General features: G+C 48.9%; 16 protein-coding genes. 3 read left to right on the forward strand and 13 right to left on the reverse strand.

The window, feature by feature from the left end; translation table 11 throughout:
* Positions 1 to 3: 3 nt before the first annotated feature.
* Genes sfsA through CTN_RS00485 form a run of 4 tightly spaced genes read right to left on the reverse strand, consistent with a single transcriptional unit; the run spans position 4 to position 3,029 of the window.
* Positions 4 to 672: a DNA/RNA nuclease SfsA gene (sfsA, locus tag CTN_RS00470; protein WP_012644986.1), complete on the reverse strand. Its 669-nt coding sequence runs from the start codon at positions 670 to 672 to the stop codon at positions 4 to 6.
* Positions 669 to 1,148: a flavin reductase family protein gene (locus CTN_RS00475; protein ID WP_081434628.1), complete on the reverse strand. Its 480-nt coding sequence runs from the start codon at positions 1,146 to 1,148 to the stop codon at positions 669 to 671. The genes sfsA and CTN_RS00475 overlap by 4 nt, the downstream gene beginning before the upstream one ends.
* Positions 1,069 to 2,448, reverse strand: a complete 1,380-nt coding sequence (locus CTN_RS00480; RefSeq protein ID WP_012644988.1) for an MFS transporter — start codon at positions 2,446 to 2,448, stop codon at positions 1,069 to 1,071. The genes CTN_RS00475 and CTN_RS00480 overlap by 80 nt, the downstream gene beginning before the upstream one ends.
* On the reverse strand, positions 2,445 to 3,029 hold the full coding sequence (locus tag CTN_RS00485) for a DUF2238 domain-containing protein (RefSeq protein ID WP_414625524.1): 585 nt from the start codon (positions 3,027 to 3,029) through the stop codon (positions 2,445 to 2,447). Before CTN_RS00485 ends, CTN_RS00480 begins: the two co-directional genes overlap by 4 nt.
* Positions 3,030 to 3,103: 74 nt before the next feature.
* On the opposite strand from CTN_RS00485, the gene CTN_RS00490 reads away from it, so the two are divergent.
* Positions 3,104 to 3,616, forward strand: a complete 513-nt coding sequence (locus CTN_RS00490; protein ID WP_012644989.1) for a DedA family protein — start codon at positions 3,104 to 3,106, stop codon at positions 3,614 to 3,616.
* A gap of 23 nt (positions 3,617 to 3,639) precedes the next feature.
* On the opposite strand, the gene CTN_RS00495 is transcribed toward CTN_RS00490, so the two are convergent.
* The 4 genes from CTN_RS00495 to CTN_RS00510 all read right to left on the reverse strand — a co-directional run bounded on the left by CTN_RS00495 (position 3,640) and on the right by CTN_RS00510 (position 6,440).
* Positions 3,640 to 4,179: a D-alanine--D-alanine ligase family protein gene (locus CTN_RS00495; RefSeq protein ID WP_255347888.1), complete on the reverse strand. Its 540-nt coding sequence runs from the start codon at positions 4,177 to 4,179 to the stop codon at positions 3,640 to 3,642.
* A gap of 52 nt (positions 4,180 to 4,231) precedes the next feature.
* Complete coding sequence (corA, locus tag CTN_RS00500; protein ID WP_038066295.1) at positions 4,232 to 5,287, reverse strand: magnesium/cobalt transporter CorA; 1,056 nt, start codon at positions 5,285 to 5,287, stop codon at positions 4,232 to 4,234.
* A gap of 84 nt (positions 5,288 to 5,371) precedes the next feature.
* Positions 5,372 to 5,920, reverse strand: a complete 549-nt coding sequence (gene dps / locus CTN_RS00505; protein ID WP_012644993.1) for a DNA protection during starvation protein — start codon at positions 5,918 to 5,920, stop codon at positions 5,372 to 5,374.
* 109 nt (positions 5,921 to 6,029) lie between these two features.
* Positions 6,030 to 6,440: a PHP domain-containing protein gene (locus CTN_RS00510; RefSeq protein WP_012644994.1), complete on the reverse strand. Its 411-nt coding sequence runs from the start codon at positions 6,438 to 6,440 to the stop codon at positions 6,030 to 6,032.
* Between the two features lie 323 nt (positions 6,441 to 6,763).
* Between CTN_RS00510 and carA the strand changes: the two genes are divergently transcribed.
* Together carA and carB are read left to right on the forward strand one after the other, a co-directional pair.
* Positions 6,764 to 7,936 (forward strand): glutamine-hydrolyzing carbamoyl-phosphate synthase small subunit, encoded by a 1,173-nt coding sequence (gene carA, locus CTN_RS00515; protein ID WP_012644996.1) that lies wholly within the window; start codon positions 6,764 to 6,766, stop codon positions 7,934 to 7,936.
* On the forward strand, positions 7,936 to 11,235 hold the full coding sequence (gene carB / locus CTN_RS00520) for a carbamoyl-phosphate synthase large subunit (RefSeq protein ID WP_012644997.1): 3,300 nt from the start codon (positions 7,936 to 7,938) through the stop codon (positions 11,233 to 11,235). Before carA ends, carB begins: the two co-directional genes overlap by 1 nt.
* A 17-nt stretch (positions 11,236 to 11,252) precedes the next feature.
* Here carB and leuB read toward each other — a convergent pair whose 3' ends face one another.
* Genes leuB through cimA form a run of 5 tightly spaced genes read right to left on the reverse strand, consistent with a single transcriptional unit; the run spans position 11,253 to position 17,224 of the window.
* Positions 11,253 to 12,317: a 3-isopropylmalate dehydrogenase gene (gene leuB, locus CTN_RS00525; protein ID WP_012644998.1), complete on the reverse strand. Its 1,065-nt coding sequence runs from the start codon at positions 12,315 to 12,317 to the stop codon at positions 11,253 to 11,255.
* 3 nt (positions 12,318 to 12,320) lie between these two features.
* Positions 12,321 to 12,821: a 3-isopropylmalate dehydratase small subunit gene (leuD, locus tag CTN_RS00530; protein ID WP_038066298.1), complete on the reverse strand. Its 501-nt coding sequence runs from the start codon at positions 12,819 to 12,821 to the stop codon at positions 12,321 to 12,323.
* Between the two features lie 4 nt (positions 12,822 to 12,825).
* On the reverse strand, positions 12,826 to 14,079 hold the full coding sequence (gene leuC / locus CTN_RS00535; RefSeq protein WP_012645000.1) for a 3-isopropylmalate dehydratase large subunit: 1,254 nt from the start codon (positions 14,077 to 14,079) through the stop codon (positions 12,826 to 12,828).
* Positions 14,080 to 15,621 (reverse strand): 2-isopropylmalate synthase, encoded by a 1,542-nt coding sequence (gene leuA / locus CTN_RS00540; protein ID WP_012645001.1) that lies wholly within the window; start codon positions 15,619 to 15,621, stop codon positions 14,080 to 14,082.
* Positions 15,608 to 17,224 (reverse strand): citramalate synthase, encoded by a 1,617-nt coding sequence (cimA, locus tag CTN_RS00545; protein WP_012645002.1) that lies wholly within the window; start codon positions 17,222 to 17,224, stop codon positions 15,608 to 15,610. The genes leuA and cimA overlap by 14 nt, the downstream gene beginning before the upstream one ends.
* Positions 17,225 to 17,236: the final 12 nt, after the last annotated feature.

Genomic DNA, 17,236 nt, shown 5'->3' on the forward strand with positions numbered 1-17,236 from the left:
CTCTTACACCTCCTCGCAGATCGGCAGATTTCCCATCGAGTGGAGATACTCTCCATCATATTTTAACCTGAATACACAAACATCGACCCCTTTGCTCAAAGCGTGCCAGAAGATCTCGGAAAAGAAAGGATCAACCTTTCTGTTTGGAAGAAAACACCTGCTCTCAAGGAAAACCAGTATCAAAAGAAGCGCCCTGAAACCACTTTCAACACATCGGATCAGTTCTTCCACGTGTCTTTTTCCCCGCACTGTTGGAGCATCCGGAAACATGGCAACGCCGTTTTCTTCGAACGTACATCCCTTAACTTCCACAAAGGTTTTCCCGTCTACCAGAAAATCCAGCACGCTGTTTCCTGAGGTCTTTTCTCTTTCTATTCTGGCACCCGGGAACATCTCCCCGAGAATCCTTTCTGCCACGAGGCTGTGGTATCCAGAGTGAACAAAGACAAACTCTTCTCTGTATTCGACCGCAAGAAGGTCCCATTTTGTCTTTCTCCTTTCGGATTTTGCCCGCTTTAAAAGGACCCTTTTTCCAGGTGACAGCAGTGGAAGACGGCCTGTGTTGTGGATGTGTGCCTGTGTTCTCTCTTTTCCAACAGAGACGATACCCGTGAATCTGGTCTTCCTTTCAAGAAAAATCCCTTCTTCGTCGAAGGGTATCTCGAGTTTCATCTCTGAAGCACCTTCTCGATCTTCCCAAAAAACAACGTGTGGAAGCCGTGATCTTTGTAGAACCTGTCGATGATCTCCTGAGGAAGAACGAAGGGCTCTACGTTGTTTGCGAAAGTCACAGAGCACTCGATCAGTGTGTGTGCTTCTTTTATGGGAGCACTGAAGCCTTCCAGTTCATCCAGGTGAAGAAGTACCTTCTCGAACTTGTCTTCCTGGTATCCACTCACCCGTCCAAAGTAGTTAAGCGCCTCTCTGTGTTCTTCGCTCAGAAAGTTCAGAGTGAATCTTTTGCTCTCTTTGATGAGACGCCAGGTGAATCTCTGAGGCCTCACAGCGGTGATGAAGTACTCTTCTTCCCACATGATGCCGAAGAATCCCCACCCTATAGTCATGCCGTTAACTCTGTCCTTTGCCCTGCTCGTCAGAATCACCCTTCCTTTTCTTAAGTCTTCCAGCAGTCTTTCGTACACGCTCACCACTCCTTTTCAGGATAAGATACACATCCATCAGTCTGTACACGGGCCTTCTCAGGGTGACAAATAGGGTGCTCAACATGAACGCCCTGAACGGAATGTACTGCCTCACCTTAACTTTCCTCAACAGGAATATAGCAGAGAATCTGAAGAATCCAGCCATTAAAAAGAGTATCTGAAGACCGTAGATCTCAAAACCGCTTACGTTCACGTAGATGTCAGAAAGAAGTTTTGCGACGATCCCGCCCAGGAAAGAGCCTGCCAGACTTCCCACACTGGCAAAAGAAGCGTTCAGGCCGAAAAAGATGGGGTCCGATTCGAAGGCAACCTCCATGGGGAGAATGGCAAGCGACAGGTTTATGGCAGACCAGGCCACAGAGGAGATCACCGCATCTGCAAACATCAAAGTCCTGTACGTTCCACCGTTCATGAAAAGCCACATCCCAGAAACAAGTGAGGCAAGCACTATTCCAAACTCTGCTATCGTTTTGTGTCCGACGTTGTCGGAGATCTTTCCCAGAACCCTGTAGGCCAGCATCGCCACGAAATTGTTCAGTATCATCATGTAGGCGATGTAGGTGTAACTCACGTTCAGGTTCTTCAGAAGGTGGTAATGGTAGAACGCAGAAGAGAACGTAACCGCCATGTTCCAGTAGAACGTGAAGAGAACGAACCTCATGAAGTTGTCGTCTTTGAAGACGGCCTTCAGAGGGACACCACTTCCCGATACCTTTACCGGGACGTCTGGAATCTTGTTCATCGAGAGGATGGAAAGAACAGTTCCCACCGAGGAGATGAGAAGCACAAAGACAAAACCCATGGAGAAACGATCGACCAGGAAGGAGTAGAGGTATATTATGAAGGCGTTGCCTATGGAAAGGAACATGTTTCTGTTTCCGAACACCCTTCCCCTTTCTTCAGGGGGAATGAGATCTCTCATCCAGGAGTTCCAGGTGCTGCTTGAGAGGGCCGCAAAGATCTGTGAGATCATCAGGGAAGCGATGAAGACAATCGGATCTGTTTTTCCAAGGAGAATGAACACAACGAGCGCTGCAAAACTGAATCTGCTCAGGGCGTTGAACACGTTGACGAGAAAGCGCCTCTTTCTGTACTTTCGCACGAAGAAAGAAGCGAAAAGTTGAAAGAACTGCATCATGGGTGGTACGGCGGCGGCGATGCTTAGGAGGAACTCATCCAGGTTGAAAAGCATCGCAAGTCCCGTAAAAACGGGACCCTGAACGAGCAAAGAATAGAACAGTGAAAAGATACCTTCGAGTGTGAGAAAAAGATAGGTGTTTTTCATGACCGCGGTCTCCAGAACACGTGTCCTGTCTTCTTTTTGTAGAGGATTTTGGCCATCACATAACTTCCAAGAAGGTCGAAGATGAGATCCAGCATCGTGTCGTCCAGTCCTTTTTGAGTGTTGTATCCCGGAACAACCTTGTCAGTGACGAATTCAGCGATCTCCCAGAGGAGTCCAGAGAAGGTACCAAGAAGAAAGGCCATCAGTATCGCTCCTGGAACCTCGTTCCAGTACCTGGATTTCTTTGTCAGAATCTGATAGAAAAAGTAAGTGACAACGAAAGATCCATAGAAATGAAGGTACTTGTCCCAGAAGGGGATCTTCTCGTAGAAGTTCATGAACTGCCCCAGAACGGAGTGAAGAAATATGGACGAAGAGAGCATCAGTTTTGTCTTTTCAGGCACTTCCTGGTGCACGATCTTTTCGTACACGTACGGGGAAAAACCTCCCAGCCAGAATATGAAATAACCCACCGTCTCAACAATTTTGGCACGGATTAGAGAAAAAACGGCTGGAATTCCAAGAAAAAGTATCAATATTTTGTTCAGAACCCTTTCACTGGTTCTTTCGACCGTATCGATTATTTCCTCATCACCTCCGTGCGCTATTATATTCGCAGAGGGAGTGAGAAAACTTGAAGTATCTGTTACTCTTTTTGACAACGTTTCTTTTCGACAACTCGGGAACACCCCTTCCTATTCTAGCAGCGTCCACACTGATTTCAGCAGGGAAGATGCAGGCAGGACCGGCTTTCTTTGCGATCTACCTGGGACTTTTAAGTTGGGACTCTCTTACCTTCTTTGCGGGAAAGATGCTGAAACCTTTCTTTTCCAGACTCAACTGGAAGGTTTTTCAGAAAATCCTCAGGGAGTTTTCGAATGTTTACATCTCTTCGGAAAAGATCCTGATTTTGTTCTGCAAGTTCGTTCCGTGGGTGGGAAAGGCCACACCGTTTCTTGCAGGATACATGGAAAGACCCTTCAGAACACTTCTTGTGATATGGGCCGGAGATCTAATATACGAAAGCGTGTTCTTCTTCACCACACTGACGGCTGGCAGGGTCTTTCTAGAGTTTTCAAAAATTCTGGGAATCGCTCTTTTTGCAGTGCTGATGGTTGTCTACTTTCTCTGGAAGAGAAAGATGAGAAAGTTCATTGAAAAACATTGAAAGGGGGGCCAGGCCCCCGTGCTTCACCTGATGTTCAACCTCTCCTCTGCCGCTTTGAGTATTGCCTCCAGCATTTCTGCGTAGGACATTCCTGCTATCTTTGCCATCTTTGCAAGATGACCATCCCAGCACCATCCGGGATTTGGATTCACCTCGAGAAGTTTCGGATTTCCTTCAGCGTCGAGCCGCCAGTCGAATCTGCAGTAATCTCTGCACTCCAGCCTTTCGAACAGTTTCAAACAACATTCGATTATGAACTTTTCCGTTTCCTCTGGAAGTTGTGCGGGGACAGACTTTATGTTCCAGTATGGAGAATCGGGCAACCATTTCGCTTCATACCCACATATTCTTGGGAGTTCTGGAGGAAGTGCAGAATAGTCCTCTTCTATTATGGGAAGTACGACGTAAGATTCTGGTGGGTTTCCTATGATACCCACACTCAGATCCTTCCCCGTCAGAAATTCCTCTACCAGGATTGGTTTGTCATAACCAAACCTGTCTCTTATCTCTGAAACGGCGTTTATCAGCTCTTCAGGAGAGTAAACAACACTTCTTTGAGTGATACCGAAAAACTACTCCCATCATCATTACAACTCAAAAGTCAAAATTCTCATCTCATAACCACTTCTTTTTCCTGAAATAGACCACCATCAGAAACGCTATCACACCCATCACAATGAGAACCACTGGATAACCCCATTTCCAACTGAGTTCTGGCATGTACTCGAAGTTCATACCGTAGATACCCGCTATGAAGGTGAGGGGCATGAAGATCGTTGCTATTATGGTGAGAACCTTCATCACCTCGTTCGTTCTGTTACTCATGTTCGAAAGGTACACGTCCAGAAGGCCACTCGCGATGTCCCTGAATGTTTCCACGGTGTCTGCAATCCGGATGGTGTGATCGTAAACGTCTTTGAAGTAAGGAAGAGTTTCTTCTTTGATGAGTGAAGATTCACCTCTAGAGATTTCGTTCAGAACCTCCCTCAGAGGCCAGATCGTCTTTCGCAGTTCTATGAGGTTTCTCTTCAACACGTATATCTTCTGGACTGTGTCTTCTGCGGACATTTCCAGAACTTCTTCTTCCAGTATCTCGGTCTCGTCGTCGATCTTCTCCAGCAGGACGAAATAGTTGTCCACCAGAGCGTCCACCAGCGCATAAAGAAGATAGTCTGCTCCCCTCTTTCTTATGACCCCTCTGTTGTGTCTTATCCTTTCTCTCACAGGATCAAAGACATCTCCCCTCTTTTCTTGAAACGTGAGAACACAGTTTCCTCTGAGAATCAAACTGATTTGCTCTGAGGTAAGTTCAGAGGAATTCTCATCGTAGGTGATCATTTTCAGTACGAGAAATACGTACTCATCGAAGAATTCGATCTTCGGTCTCTGATTGATATTTAGGATGTCCTCCAGAACAAGGAGGTGTATCCCGAAATGTTCTCCTATTCTTTCTACAACGTCTGTTCTGTGGACACCAACGATGTTTATCCACGTGGTCATTGAAGAATCTCTGAGGGAAAGAACATCCTCAACATTTGTTGTCCTGAACTCTCTGAATTCCTCAGGTGAGTAACTCATCACTTCAATCTCAAAGTCCTCTCTGTACTTTCCTGTATAAACGAGCGTTCCCGGAGGAAGACCCTTTTTGATGGACAGAACACGATCTTCCATCACAATCCCTCCCTTTTCTTTGTTCATCCTATTTTAAAACAAAAGGCGCACCCTCGGGTGCGCCCTTTTTGATCACGGAAGCCTTCACTTGAGGAACTTCGAGACGAACGGTGAGGTTTCCCCGCGTCTCATGAAATGCCCGGAAGGACCTTCTCCTAAAAATTCGGAAAACCAGGACTCGTGCTCGATCTCTTCGTTTAAAATTGCAAGAGAAAGTTCGTATGTTCTGTGGTCCTTTCCTGCCGTCATGTTGCAAATTTCCGTGTAGCCTCTCACTGCACACCTTTCAGCGGCAACGAGCACCTTCAATATCTCCTGAACGGTTGGAGTGTCAGGAAGTCTTGCAGGAGGACACGCAGAAAGGTCGTGGAACTCTTTCATGCAATCTGGAAGCTTTCCTCCGAGTTCGTAGATTCTGGGAACGAGCGCTTCAAAGTGATTTCTGTCTTCAATTCTGGCCACTTCTGTGATTTCTTTGAGAGTCTCTCCTTCAAGTCCGATGAGATTTGCTCTTAAGATGGTGTAGTAGTAATAAGTTGTGAGTTCTGCCGCTGCGTTTTTTATCAGGAGTTCCAGTAAACGATCAACATCCACCCCTGCCTTTTCAACCATTTCTCTTGCTACTCTCGCCATGTTAACGCCCCCTTCGATCTTCCTGAAAATCGTTTAGCACTTCCGTGAAAGAACCAAACTGTTTCAATCGAAAGTGTTGGTTTATGATACCATTTTCCCAGAGGAAAAGTCAAGTTTTTTCTCTCATCAGATAGATCGCCACATCCGTGTTCTTCCTTATCGCTTCTTTGATCGCCTCTACGTTCCTCTCCGATCTGATCAGTGTTTTCCAGGAATACACATGCCACACCTCATGGAAATCGGAGTTTGCCACGTACCGGTATTTCTTCACACCGATCGAGTTGAAAAGATCATCTCGATTCGCCACTTCCCAGGCATCGAACATGTCTTTGAAACGCTCCATGTTCACCCAGAGAAACCAGGAAAGATGTTCCTCGTCCTGTTTTTTTCTATCTGGATGTGCTGCTATAACCAGTGCATTCTGTTCTTTCAACCTTTTCACGATCTCCTCCACCGGGAGAGAAGGGTCCACGTACCCCTTTACATCTATGGCAAGAATGTGATAGAGAAAGGTGTCCATCGCTCATGTTTGTGTGCACATGAAAATCGCACAGAAGTCATTCCACAGAATCCTTCATAGATTCCCACCTCCGTTCACATGATAGGAAGAATCCTTTAAATCTGTGTTCAGTTCTGTGAAGATAATGTATTCCAGAATCCTTTCCTTTCGGTTTTCAATGTCTGTCAGGAAAATAGCCTTCATCATTTTTGCATATAAATGTTCAAGTAGTAAATGTTTATTCCAAATTAATACCCTGTGACTTTCCTTTAATTCAAAGTAAAGAAAACTGACTAGCCCTTTACCTGTGGTTATAATCTCTGAGAAAGGGAAGGAGGTGCAACATGAAAACGCTTCTTGCTCTGGAAGACGGATCGTTTTTTTTTGGGCAGAGTCTGGGTGCAGAGGGTGAAACCTTCGGCGAACTGGTCTTCAACACAGGAATGACCGGCTATCAGGAAGTTCTCACAGATCCCTCCTACACGGGTCAGATCGTTGTGATGACCTATCCTGAGATAGGAATCTACGGAGTAAACGAAGAGGATGTGGAGTCGGATGGGATAAAGGTTGCGGGATTCGTTGTCTACAGAAGTGTGTCCGTTCCTTCCAACTGGAGAGCCACCATCTCCTTTCCGGATTATCTGAAAAAACACAACATAGTTGCCATCGAAGGTGTGGACACGAGGGCCCTCACGAGGAAGATCCGTGTGAAAGGTGCCATGAAAGGTGCCATATCCACGGTGGATCTGAACCCAGAATCCCTGGTCAGACGCGTGAAGGAAAGTCCCGGCATAGTGGGAAGAGACCTGGTTGGTCTTGTTTCTCCGAAAGAGATCATCGTGGAAAACGAAGATGGGGAATTTTCAGTCGTTGTCCTGGACTCCGGGGTGAAATGGGGTATCCTCAGAGACCTGAAGAGAGTGGGAGCACGGGTGGTGAGGGTACCCTACGGTGTGGACATAGATGACATCAAAAAGCTCAATCCGGATGGTGTTCTCATCTCCAATGGTCCCGGAGACCCGGCCGCCCTGCTGAAAACTGTCCGTCTGATAAGAGACCTTCTGAAGGAGGAAATACCCCTTGCGGGAATCTGTCTTGGACATCAGCTTCTTGGTCTTGCAATAGGAGCCAGAACCTACAAGATGAAGTTTGGACACAGAGGAATAAACCATCCTGTGAAGGATCTGAGAAATGGACGTGTTCTGATCACCACCCACAACCACGGTTTTGCAGTGGATCCAAAGAGTTTTGGCCTACCAGAACTTGGAAGCGAAGATCAGGATGCGAACGTTCTCACCAGCAACCTTCAGAAGATATCCGTTCTTGAGGGAACCAGTCCGCAGGGAATAAAAGTTGAGATCACCCATATTTCTCTCAACGATGGAACGATAGAAGGAATGAGGCTGGTTGATTATCCAGCCTTTTCTGTTCAGTACCACCCTGAAGCCTCTCCCGGTCCTCACGATGCAAAGTACTTCTTTGAAGAATTCAAACGCCTCATAAAGGAGGTAAGGTAATGCCCAGAAGAGAGGATATAAAGAGGATCCTCGTCATAGGATCCGGTCCGATCACGATCGGTCAGGCCGCCGAGTTCGACTACTCGGGCACTCAGGCACTCAAAGCCCTCAAAAGTGCGGGATACGAAGTGATCATAGTCAACTCAAACTCCGCAACCATAATGACGGATCCGGAGTTCTCGGACGCCGTTTACATAGAGCCCCTGACGGTCGAGTTTCTGGAAGAGATCATAAAGAAGGAAAGGCCGGACGCTCTGCTTCCCACCCTCGGAGGACAGACCGCTCTGAACCTCGCCGTAGAACTCGCCGAAAGTGGTATTCTTGACAGGTACGGAGTTCAGTTGATCGGCGCCAAACTTGAGTCGATCAAGAAGGCTGAAGACAGAGAACTCTTCAAAAAGACCATGGAGGAAGCTGGCCTTGAAGTTCTGAGAAGCAGACTGGTGAACAACCTCACGGATGCACTGGAGACGGCAAGAGAATTCGGCTATCCCGTCATCATAAGACCCAGTTTCACACTGGGAGGAACGGGCGGAGGAGTTGCGTTCAACGAAGAGGAGTTGAGGGAGATCGTTACAAAAGGACTCATAGAAAGTCCCGTACACACCGTTCTCATAGAAGAGTCCGTCATCGGTTGGAAAGAGTACGAACTCGAAGTGGTGAGGGATGGAGCAGGAAACTTCATCGTCGTCTGTTCTATAGAGAACCTCGATCCGATGGGGATACACACGGGAGATTCCATCACGGTGGCTCCCTCCCAGACGCTCACCGACGTTGAGTACCAGAGGATGAGGGATGCAGCGTACAAAGTCATCGATGCGATAGGAATAGAAACGGGTGGTTCGAACATCCAGTTCGCCGTGGATCCGAAGACCGGTAGGATGGTCGTCATTGAGATGAACCCGAGAGTTTCAAGATCGTCCGCTCTGGCGTCGAAGGCAACGGGATACCCCATTGCGAAGATAGCCGCACTTCTTGCCGTTGGATTCACCCTCGATGAGATCCCAAACTACATCACGGGAAAGACGCTGGCGGCCTTTGAACCTTCCATAGACTACGTCGTGGTGAAGATACCGAGGTTCCAGCTCGAAAAATTCCCCGGAGCCGATCCAAGGCTCAACACCCAGATGAAATCCGTTGGAGAAGTGATGGCAATAGGAAGAACCTTCAAAGAGGCACTGGGAAAGGCCCTTAGGTCTCTCGAACTCGATGCTGCCCCGAAACTCGATCTTGACCACATAAGGGAACACCTTGCAAATCCAACTCCTGAGAGGATCTCCTATATCTTTGCTGCGTTCAGAAACGGAATGGATGTGGAAGAAGTACACGAACTCACGAAGATAGACAGATGGTTTCTCAGGGAAATGAAGGCCTGCATAGACCTCGAGGAAGAACTGAAAGAAAAGAAATTCGACGTCGAGGTTCTCAGGAAGGCGAAACAGTGGGGATACTCCGACAGGGAAATTGCCGAGATCTGGCAGGTTTCCGAAAAAGATGTGAGGAAGATGAGAGAGAAAAACAGGATCTTTCCGGTCTACAAGATGGTGGACACCTGTGCGGCAGAGTTCGAAGCCCAGACCCCGTATTACTACTCAACGTACAACGGAGTGGAAAATGAAGCAATACCTACAGACAAAGAGAAGATCATGATCCTCGGCTCCGGCCCAAACAGAATAGGTCAGGGTATAGAGTTCGACTACACGAACGTTCACGGTGTGTGGGCTTTTCAGGAAGAAGGGTACGAGGCGATCATGGTGAACTCCAACCCGGAGACCGTCTCGACAGACTACGACACCTCCGACAGACTTTACTTCGAACCCCTCACGGTTGAAGATGTCCTCGAGATCGTGAGGAACGAAAAGCCAAAAGGTGTTGTGGTGGCGTTCGGTGGTCAGACTCCTTTGAGGATCGCAAGGCACCTTGTGGAAGAGGGTGTGAACATCATAGGAACGAGTTTTGAGTCGATAGAGATCGCTGAAGACAGGGAAAAGTTCGCAAAACTTCTCAAAAGGATCGGGCTCAGATGCCCCCCGTTCGGGACGGCATCTTCCGTGGAGGAAGCACTGAAGGTGGCAGAGGATCTTGGATACCCGGTTCTTGTAAGACCAAGTTACGTCCTTGGAGGAAGGGCCATGGCGATCGTCGACACACCGGAAGAACTGGAAAGATACGTCAGGGAAGCGGCGATCGTCTCACCGGGGTACCCCATACTGATAGACAAGTTCCTGGAAGATGCGATAGAACTCGATGTGGATGTTGTATCGGATGGAAAGTACGTGTGGATAGCGGGTTTGATGGAACAGATCGAAGAAGCGGGCGTTCACTCCGGAGATTCGGCGTGTGTTCTTCCGCCGGTGAGCCTCTCGGAAAAACTCGTTGAAGAGATAGAGAAAACCGTTCACAGACTGGTGAAGGCACTGAAAATAGTGGGAATCGCGAACATTCAGATGGCGGTAAAAGACGAAGAGATCTACATAATAGAGGCAAATCCACGGGCGTCAAGAACCGTTCCATTTGTGAGCAAGGCAATTGGAATTCCTGTGGCAAAGATTGCCGCCAAGATCATGGTGGGAAGGTCCCTTCCAGAACTTCTTTCCGAGTACTTCCCCTATCCAACAAGACCGGGAACAAAGGTGGACAAATTGGGAGACAGCGAGATCCTTCCCACACCGTGGCCGAGGATGTTCTCCGTGAAGGAAGTGGTGATACCATTCCACAAGTTCCCCGGCACAGACGTTCTTCTGGGTCCTGAGATGCGCTCCACAGGAGAGGTCATGGGAATAGGAGAGGATTTTGCAGAGGCTTTTGCGAAAGCCGAGATCGCTGCGGGAAATCCGCTCCCGACAGAGGGTGCCATCCTTGCAACGATCGCAGACAAAGACAAGAGAGACGCCATCCCACTTCTTGCACACCTTGCGGACATGGGATTCGAGATCTACGCGACCAAGGGAACGGCAAAGGCACTCCAGTCCCATGGAGTGGACGTCAAAGTTGTTCCCAAAGTGGGTGAAGGAAGGCCGGATGTGATCGACCTTCTGGAGCAGGGAAAGATCTCTCTTGTGGTGATCACCCAATCCAGCGATGAACCCTCACTCGTTGCGGTCTCGCACGGAAAGGACCCCTTCAAGGTAGAGGGAAGAAGAACGGTGGGATACATGATTAGAACCACAGCACTGAAGAGAAAGATACCTTACCTGACAACGGTGGAGGCACTCAGAGCAGCGGTGGCGGCGATCAGAAAGATGAAGAGGGGTTCGATCGTGAAGGTGAGAAAACTCACCGACACATGGAAAATGTGAAGGGCCTCTTCGGCCCTTCACCATATTTCTTCAAGTTTTTTGCATATGAGATCTCCCATTTGAGAGGTGGAGACGGCCTTTTCCGGATCTTCCGCGATGTCCTTTGTCCTGTACCCTTCTTCTATGACCATCTCGACCGCCTTCTCTATCTTTCTTGCCTCTTCCACCATGCCAAAAGAGTACTCGAGCATCATGGCGAGGGAAAGGATCTGAGCGATGGGATTGGCGATGTTTTTCCCAGCTATGTCGGGTGCCGATCCCCCCGCCGGTTCGTAGAGATTCTTGTCGCCGAAGGAAGCGGAAGGAAGAAGACCAAGAGATCCTGGAAGTGCGGCACTCTCGTCTGAGAGTATGTCTCCGAACATGTTCGTTGTGAGTATCACGTCGAACTGTGAGGGTTTCAATATGAGTTGCATGGCCGCGTTGTCCACGTACATGTGGTTGAGTTCCACGTCTGGATAATCCTTTGCAACTTCGCTCACGACCTTTCTCCAGAGCATCGAACTGTAGAGAACGTTCGCCTTATCCACGGAGGTGACCTTTTTCCTTCTGTTTCTTGCAATTTCAAAGGCGGTTCTTGCTATCCGTTCCACGGTTTTTCTGTCGTAGATCATGGTGTCGAAACCTTTTTCCTCGTCGATACCCCTTGGCTGGCCGTAGTACACTCCGTAGGAGAGCTCTCTTACAGTGACAAGATCTACGCCGGCCTCGATCACCCTTTCCTTCAGAGGAGAGATGGATACAAGTGATCTGTAAACCTTTATCGGTCTGATGTTCGCGTAGAGATTGAGCATCTTTCTGAGGGCAAGAAGGCCACCGATCTCCGGTCTTTTCTCAGGTGGAAGATCGTCCCACTTTGGGCCTCCCACACTCCCGAGGAAGATGGCATCTGCCTCCATGCAGATCTTTCTGGTCTCCTCTGGGAGAGGTTCGTCGAATCTGTCTATGGCATCTCCTCCGATGTGACCAAAGACCTTCTCGAAGGTTTTGCCCGTTTTTCTTTCAACAACCTCGAGGACCTTCAGGGCTTCTCTCACAACTTCAGGACCTATACCGTCTCCCGGTAGGATCGCTATCTTCATCTTTCACTCCCCCATCTCTTTAAGACAGTATTCGAGCCATCCACCGGCTTTCATGATATTCATGAGAAACTCGGGATAGGGCCTTATTTTGTACTCTTTTCCCTTCGAAAGATTCTTCACGACACCGTTTTCAAGGTCCACCTCGGCAACATCACCTTCTTCGAATTCGTCCGCTTCCTTCAGCTCAACAATGGGAAGACCTATGTTTATAGCGTTTCTGAAGAATATTCTCGCAAAGGACTTGGCGATGACACAGGAGATGCCCGCAGCCTTTATGGCAACGGGGGCGTGTTCTCTTGAGGAACCACATCCGAAGTTTTCACCGGCGACGATGATGCCTCCCTTTATGTCGTCCCGCCTTCCAAAACCAGGTCTTGCATCCTCCATGCAGTACTTTGCCAGTTCCTGAGGATCCGAGGTGTTCAGATACCTTGCGGGTATGATCTCGTCTGTGTTCACGTTGTCTCCAAAAACGAATACCTTCCCCTTTATCTTCATCTTCATCACCTCACAGTTTCCTGGGATCTGCTATGTATCCTTTCACCGCACTGGCTGCGGCAACGGCGGGGGATGCAAGAAACACCTTGCTGTTTGGATGTCCCATTCTTCCCACGAAGTTTCTGTTGGTTGTGGAGACGGCTATTTCTCCCTCTGCGAGGACCCCCATGTGTCCTCCAAGACAGGGACCACACGTTGGAGTGGAAACGGCGCATCCGGCATCGAGGAAGATATCGATGAGACCCTCCTTCAGGGCCTGTTTGTAAACCTTCTGAGAGCCGGGTATGATGATGCACCGCACGTTCGGAGAAACTGTTCTTCCCTTCAGGATCTGGGCTGCGAGTCTGAGGTCTTCTATTCTTCCGTTGGTGCAGCTTCCTATCACCACCTGATCTATTTTGATTCTCTCTTTTTCTGACTCGGAGATGTCCTTCGTGTTGGACGGCAGGAAGGGATAGGCAACCTGGGGTTCGAGCTCAGAGAGGTTCATCTCCACTTCTTTCACATACTCTGCGTCCTCATCCGGGTACATCTCTTCCACCTCTATTCCTCTTTCTTTTTCGTAGGCTATTGTTGTCTCGTCCACGGGGAAGAGACCCGTTTTCCCTCCTGCCTCGATCGCCATGTTCGATATGGTGAATCTGCCATCCATGGAGATCTCCTTCACACCTGGACCAGAAAACTCTATGGCCTTGTAGTTTGCACCGTCCACCCCGAGGATGGATATGAGTTTCAAAACAAGGTCCTTGGCGGTCACCATTTCGTTGAACTTTCCATAGAGCGTCACCTTTATGCTCTCTGGAACCCTGAGCCACACCTTTCCGATGAGGTAGAAGCCCGCTATGTCCGTGGAACCAACGCCCGTGGCAAAGGCCCCCAGTGCCCCGTAGGTACACGTGTGAGAATCTGCCCCCACAACGAGGTCGCCAGACTTCACTATCCCTTCCTCGGGGAGTAGAACGTGCTCGATTCCCATTCTTCCTATTTCGAAGAACTTTTCTATTCCCTGCTCTCTGGCGAACTCTCTCATCATCTTCACCTGCATGGCGGACTTTATGTCTTTGTTCGGTGTGAAGTGATCTGGTACGAGAACCACCCTGTCTGGATATTTAACCCTCTTTCCACCGTACTCTTTGAACTTCTTTATGGCAAGAGGACCCGTTATGTCGTTGGCGAGGGCAATATCTGGCTCTAGAAGGAGAAACTCGCCCGTTTCGACCTTTCTTCCGGCCTTCTTCGAGAGGATTTTTTCTGCAAGTGTCATTCACTCAACACCTCCGTTTTTTCTCAAAAGCCCCTTTGCTATGAGATACTTGTTTATAGCGTTTATGTAAGCGATGGCGGAGGCCTCAACGATGTCCGTGGAAACACCCCTTCCACTGTAGAGTTCACCGTCTATCTTCAGGGTCAGTTTCACCTCTCCCTGAGCGTTCTTTCCTGTTCCAACCGCCTGGATTATGTACTCCTCAAGTTTTGGTTGAAGCCCGAGTGCTTTATCTATGGCCTTGAAAATGGCATCCACAGGGCCGTTTCCTGTTTCCGCTGCCTCTTTTTTCTCGTTTCCAACCTGAAGAACGACCGCCGCCGTGGGAAGCAGGGTGTTTCCTGTGTGCACGTGGAAGTGAACGAGCCTGTAACCATTCAGGGGTTCCTTCAAGACTTCAGAGACGATGGAAAAGAGATCGTCATCGTAGACTTCTTTCTTTCTGTCGGCAAGCTCTGTGAATTTCTCGAACACCTTCTGGAAGGTCTCATCGTCCAGTTTTATGCCGTAACTCTCCAGTTTCTTTCTCAAGGCATGTTTCCCCGAATGCCTTCCGAGAACGAGCGTTTCAGAAGACCTTCCTATGTCCGAGGGTTTCATAATTTCGTAGGTCTCTCTGTGCTTCAGAACACCATCCTGGTGTATGCCCGACTCGTGCAAGAAGACGTTCTCTCCCACTATGGGCTTGTTTCTTGCCGGAATGAGGCCCGTTATGTGGGTGAGAAGTCTGGAAGCAGGGTATATCAACTCTGTCCTTATACCCGTTTCGTACGGGAGTCTGTCTTTTCTCACCTTGAGAGCCATTACGAACTCTTCCAGTGCACAGTTACCGGCTCTTTCTCCTATCCCGTTCAGGGTCACCTCCACCTGAGTCGCACCGTTCTGAACCGCAGCGATGGAATTTGCCACGGCAAGACCAAGATCGTTGTGGCAGTGAACGGAAAGATCGACGTTTTCTATCCCGGGAACTCCTTCCTTCAGGGTTCTTATGAGTTCTCCGAACTCATCGGGAAGAGCGTATCCCACGGTGTCTGGAACGTTTATCGTTGTTGCGCCGGACTCTATGGCCGTTCTGTAAACCTCTATCAAAAAGGGCACTTCCGTCCTGGAGGCATCCTCTGCGGAGAACTCCACAAGATCGAAGAACTGTCTGGCGTAGGTGACGTACTTTCTCACCCTTTCGAGAATCTCTTCTTTTTCCATTCTCAGTTTGTACTTTCTGTGTATGGGAGACGTTGCTATGAAAACGTGTATCATCCTCTTGTCTTTTGGGCGATCTTTCAGGGCCTCGTACGCCGCGTCGATATCCTTTTCCACACACCTTGCAAGCCCCACCACTATGGGTCTCTGAACAGCCTCTGCCACCCTCTTCACGGCTTCGAACTGAACGGGCGAGGAGACGGGAAAGCCCGCTTCGATGAGATCGACACCGAGGTCTTCAAGCATGAGGGCCATCTCAACTTTTTCTTCAACGGACATGGAGGCTCCAGGTGATTGCTCTCCATCCCTCAGCGTTGTATCGAAGATCTTAATCCTTCTCATTTCTTCTCATCTCCTCTTCATCCCTGTGGAGTTTGTACTCCAGGGATTCAAGCAGTGCCGTCCAGGAAGCCTCTATGATGTTCGGGGAAACACCCACCGTTCCCCATCTTCTCTTTCCATCGCTGGACTCTATGAGAACCCTCGTGGTCGCTCTGGTACCCGCCTGTTCGTTTAGGATCCTCACCTTGTAATCGGTGAGTTTTGTGTTTTTCAGGGAAGGATAGAACTTCTCAAGTGCCTTTCTCACCGCCCTGTCCAGTGCTTCGACGGGTCCTTCACCCTCTGCCGCGGTGTGTTCGAAGGGTTCATCGTGCCCCAGCCTCTCCGCCACTTCATCGGGTACCCTTACCTTCACGGTCGCTTCTGAGAAACTCTTTTCGTCCCTGTTCTTCACGGTCATGACGGTGAAGCCAAGAAACTCGAAATACTTCCTTCTTATTCCAAGCATCTCTCTGACGAGAAGTTCAAAGGATGCCTCTGCACCCTCGAAATGATATCCCTGCGCTTCGAGTTCTTTTATCCTTTCGAGTATCTCCCTGACCTTGGGCGAGGATTCGTCTATTTCAAATCCCATCTCTTTTATTTTCTCAAGCACGTTGCTTTTTCCAGAAAGTTCGGAGATCGAGATGATCCTCCTGTTTCCCACGAGTTCTGGAGGAATGTGCTCGTAGGTTCTGGGATCTCTCTTTATGGCAGAAACGTGCACTCCACCTTTGTGTGCAAAGGCATAATCTCCCACATAGGGCATGTTTTCAATGTGTGGCCTTCCGGAAAGTTCGGCCACAAGATGTGCGACGTCGAAGAGTTTTTTCAGGTTCTCCTTCGGTATGACCTCAAGTCCCATCTTGAGAACGAGGTTCGGAATCACAGAACAGAGATTCGCATTGCCACATCTTTCGCCAAGGCCGTTTATGGTTCCCTGAACGTGTACCGCTCCCTTTCTCACGGCAGCGAGCGTGTTGGCTACGGCCACATCGGAATCGTTGTGTGCGTGTATTCCTATGGGAGCCTTCACATGTTTTTTCACCTCTTCTACGATCTCTTCGATCTCGTGGGGGAGTGTGCCGCCGTTTGTGTCGGCAAGAACAAGACAGTCTGCCCCCGCCTCCTCTGCCACCTTGAGGGTTTTGAGGGCATAGTCTTTGTTTGCCTTGTAACCGTCGAAGAAATGTTCAGCGTCGTATATCACCTCGTCGGCGAATCTTTTCAGGTAAGTGATCGTGTCGTATATCATCTTGAGGTTCTCTTCGAGAGTTGTTCGAAGGGCTTTTTCCACGTGTAGATCCCAACTTTTACCGAATATCGTGTAGACCGGTGTTTCGGCTTTTATGAGCGTCTGTATGTTTGGATCTTCTTCTATCCTCGTGTTTGGTCTTCTTGTGGAACTGAAAGCGGCCACCTTTAAATTCTTGAAGCGCATGTTCTTCACGGCTTCGAAGAATGCAATATCTTTCGGGTTCGAACCGGGCCATCCCCCTTCGAGGTAGTGAACGCCGAGGTCATCGAGTGCCTCGGCGATTCTGATCTTGTCTTCCAGGGAAAAGGAAACTCCAAAAGCCTGAGCCCCGTCCCTGAGAGTCGTATCGTAGATCTTGATACTCAAAAGACCACCTCC

Source organism: Thermotoga neapolitana DSM 4359 (assembly GCF_000018945.1).
Taxonomy (GTDB): Bacteria; Thermotogota; Thermotogae; order Thermotogales; family Thermotogaceae; genus Thermotoga; species Thermotoga neapolitana.

Coding starts and splice junctions, on each gene's coding strand:
- leuB (WP_012644998.1), bottom strand. CDS start 12,317: ATGAAGATAGCGATCCTACCGGGAGACGGTATAGGTCCTGAAGTTGTG.
- carA (WP_012644996.1), top strand. CDS start 6,764: ATGAAAACGCTTCTTGCTCTGGAAGACGGATCGTTTTTTTTTGGGCAG.
- sfsA (WP_012644986.1), bottom strand. CDS start 672: ATGAAACTCGAGATACCCTTCGACGAAGAAGGGATTTTTCTTGAAAGG.
- dps (WP_012644993.1), bottom strand. CDS start 5,920: ATGGCGAGAGTAGCAAGAGAAATGGTTGAAAAGGCAGGGGTGGATGTT.
- leuC (WP_012645000.1), bottom strand. CDS start 14,079: ATGACACTTGCAGAAAAAATCCTCTCGAAGAAGGCCGGAAGAAAGGTC.
- carB (WP_012644997.1), top strand. CDS start 7,936: ATGCCCAGAAGAGAGGATATAAAGAGGATCCTCGTCATAGGATCCGGT.
- CTN_RS00480 (WP_012644988.1), bottom strand. CDS start 2,448: ATGAAAAACACCTATCTTTTTCTCACACTCGAAGGTATCTTTTCACTG.
- corA (WP_038066295.1), bottom strand. CDS start 5,287: ATGGAAGATCGTGTTCTGTCCATCAAAAAGGGTCTTCCTCCGGGAACG.
- CTN_RS00510 (WP_012644994.1), bottom strand. CDS start 6,440: ATGGACACCTTTCTCTATCACATTCTTGCCATAGATGTAAAGGGGTAC.
- leuD (WP_038066298.1), bottom strand. CDS start 12,821: ATGAAGATGAAGATAAAGGGGAAGGTATTCGTTTTTGGAGACAACGTG.
- leuA (WP_012645001.1), bottom strand. CDS start 15,621: ATGAGAAGGATTAAGATCTTCGATACAACGCTGAGGGATGGAGAGCAA.